Here is a 3,217-nt window from a genome sequence, read left to right as displayed (position 1 = left end):
TTTCCGCYTCGTCAACACCTTTTTTCAAGGCCGTCTCACCGAAGTGGACGTTGTTGCCGATGCTGCTTCGTCGTTGGACCCGAGGGTCTTTCGTCGTTGCGAGCCGCCTATTATGGCAGGCTTTTCATCTTTGTCAACAACTTGTGAGAGGAACTTGAAGCTCTTCGTGAAGTTGTTGCCGTAAGTCCAGGTCAAAACCTGAGGCTTGCAAAAAAAGGAAAACCCCGCTGCATGAGCAGCGGGGTTTTTGGGGTATAAACCCTGGCGATGACCTACTCTCGCATGGCTTAGGCCACACTACCATCGGCGCAGCTACGTTTCACTTCCGAGTTCGGGATGGGATCGGGTGGTTCCATAGCGCTAATTTCACCAGGGAGGCGKTTGGAGTGTCGCCTGGACGTCGTGTCTTTGCAGGGKGCRGGCATGGTGMTGCCWGCRTTGCAAAGAGACGCGCCTGAGCGCCTGCCTCTCGTTTGGTCTTGTGACGTAGCGTGCACTTGGATCTATCGACATGTCATGTCGGCCAAGGCAACTTGAGGTTATATGGTCAAGCCTCTCGGATCATTAGTATCAGTTAGCTCAATACATTGCTGTACTTACACACCTGACCTATCAACCACGTAGTCTACATGGTTCCTTCAGGGGGCTTGTGCCCCGGGAGATCTCATCTTGAGGCGCGCTTCCCGCTTAGATGCTTTCAGCGGTTATCGCTTCCGAACATAGCTACCCGGCAATGCCACTGGCGTGACAACCGGAACACCAGAGGTTCGTCCACTCCGGTCCTCTCGTACTAGGAGCAGCCCCTCTCAAATCTCCAACGCCCATGGCAGATAGGGACCGAACTGTCTCACGACGTTCTGAACCCAGCTCGCGTACCACTTTAAATGGCGAACAGCCATACCCTTGGGACCGACTACAGCCCCAGGATGTGATGAGCCGACATCGAGGTGCCAAACACCGCCGTCGATATGAACTCTTGGGCGGTATCAGCCTGTTATCCCCGGAGTACCTTTTATCCGTTGAGCGATGGCCCTTCCATACAGAACCACCGGATCACTAAGTCCTAGTTTCCTACCTGCTTGATCCGTCGATCTTGCAGTCAAGCACGCTTATGCCTTTGCACACAGTGCGCGATGTCCGACCGCGCTGAGCGTACCTTCGAGCTCCTCCGTTACTCTTTAGGAGGAGACCGCCCCAGTCAAACTACCCACCATACACGGTCCCCGATCCAGATAATGGACCCAGGTTAGAACGTCAAGCACGACAGGGTGGTATTTCAAGGATGGCTCCGCCACAGCTAGCGCCATGGTTTCATAGCCTCCCACCTATCCTACACAGACGAACTCAACGTTCAGTGTAAAGCTATAGTAAAGGTTCACGGGGTCTTTCCGTCTTGCCACGGGAACGCTGCATCTTCACAGCGATTTCAATTTCACTGAGTCTCGGGTGGAGACAGCGCCGCTGTCGTTACGCCATTCGTGCAGGTCGGAACTTACCCGACAAGGAATTTCGCTACCTTAGGACCGTTATAGTTACGGCCGCCGTTTACTGGGGCTTCGATCAAGAGCTTCGCCTTGCGGCTGACCCCATCAATTAACCTTCCAGCACCGGGCAGGCGTCACACCCTATACGTCCACTTTCGTGTTTGCAGAGTGCTGTGTTTTTGATAAACAGTCGCAGCGGCCTGGTTACTGCGACCCTCTTCAGCTATAGCTCGCACGAGCCACCAAAAAGGGTGCACCTTCTCCCGAAGTTACGGTGCCATGTTGCCTAGTTCCTTCACCCGAGTTCTCTCAAGCGCCTGAGAATTCTCATCCTACCCACCTGTGTCGGTTTACGGTACGGTCTGCGTAAGCTGAAGCTTAGGAGCTTTTCCTGGAAGCGTGGTATCAGCAACTTCGCCATAAAGGCTCGTCTCGGTGCTCGGTCTTAAAGGATCCCGGATTTGCCAAAGATCCAAACCTACCGCCTTTCCCCGGGACAACCAACGCCCGGTATGCCTAACCTTCTCCGTCCCTCCATCGCACTTACGCGAGGTGCAGGAATATTAACCTGCTTCCCATCGACTACGACTTTCGTCCTCGCCTTAGGGGCCGACTCACCCTGCGCCGATTAACGTTGCGCAAGGAAACCTTGGGCTTTCGGCGTGCGGGTTTTTCACCCGCATTATCGTTACTCATGTCAGCATTCGCACTTCCGATACCTCCAGCAGACTTCTCAATCCACCTTCAACGGCTTACGGAACGCTCCTCTACCGCGTACATATAAATATGCACACCCCAAGCTTCGGTTCTGTGCTTAGCCCCGTTAAATCTTCCCCGCAGACCGACTCGACCAGTGAGCTATTACGCTTTCTTTAAAGGGTGGCTGCTTCTAAGCCAACCTCCTGGCTGTCTGTGCCTTTCCACATGGTTTTCCACTTAGCACAAAATTTGGGACCTTAGCTGTGGGTCTGGGTTGTTTCCCTTTTCACGACGGACGTTAGCACCCGCCGTGTGTCTCCCATACAGTCCGTCTCGGTATTCGGAGTTTGCAATGGTTTGGTAAGTCGCGATGACCCCCTAGCCATAACAGTGCTCTACCCCCGAGAGGATACATATGAGGCGCTACCTAAATAGCTTTCGAGGAGAACCAGCTATCTCCGGGTTCGATTAGCTTTTCACTCCTAATCACAGCTCATCCCCGTCTTTTGCAACAGACGTGGGTTCGGGCCTCCAGTACCTGTTACGGCACCTTCACCCTGGCCATGACTAGATCACCCGGTTTCGGGTCTACTGCCCGCGACTATGCGCCCTTATCAGACTCGGTTTCCCTTCGCCTCCCCTATACGGTTAAGCTTGCCACGAACAGTAAGTCGCTGACCCATTATACAAAAGGTACGCAGTCACCCCTTGCGAGGCTCCTACTGCTTGTACGCACACGGTTTCAGGATCTATTTCACTCCCCTCTCCGGGGTTCTTTTCGCCTTTCCCTCACGGTACTGGTTCACTATCGGTCGGTCAGTAGTATTTAGCCTTGGAGGATGGTCCCCCCATGTTCAGACAGGGTTTCACGTGCCCCGCCCTACTCGTCTTCACTGAAATGGCCCTTTCAGATACAGGGCTATCACCTTCTATGGCCGCTCTTTCCAGAGCGTTTTCCTAGAACCAAATCAGCTTAAGGGCTAGTCCGCGTTCGCTCGTCGCTACTTACGGAATCTCGGTTGATTTCTTTTCCT

General features: G+C 53.7%; 1 protein-coding gene and 2 rRNA genes (1 of these 3 only partly in view). 1 reads left to right on the top strand and 2 read right to left on the bottom strand.

The genetic code is table 11. The annotated features are described in order from the left end of the window. The coding region (locus AB4Y84_RS11225; protein WP_442250137.1) for a hypothetical protein at positions 1 to 184 on the top strand (184 nt) is incomplete at its 5' end. 75 nt (positions 185 to 259) lie between these two features. Here the strand turns inward: AB4Y84_RS11225 and rrf are convergent. Together rrf and AB4Y84_RS11215 are read right to left on the bottom strand one after the other, a co-directional pair. After that, a 5S ribosomal RNA gene (gene rrf, locus AB4Y84_RS11220) occupies positions 260 to 374 on the bottom strand. A 169-nt stretch (positions 375 to 543) separates the two neighbouring features. Next, positions 544 to 3,217 (bottom strand): 23S ribosomal RNA (locus AB4Y84_RS11215); it runs 207 nt beyond the window's last position.

The sequence above is a fragment of the Stenotrophomonas sp. 2YAF22 genome, from assembly GCF_052114665.1.
Taxonomy (GTDB): Bacteria; Pseudomonadota; Gammaproteobacteria; order Xanthomonadales; family Xanthomonadaceae; genus Stenotrophomonas; species Stenotrophomonas indicatrix.
The sequence above is the reverse complement of the archived record's forward strand: the minus strand, read 5'-3'. Positions and strand labels throughout refer to the sequence as shown.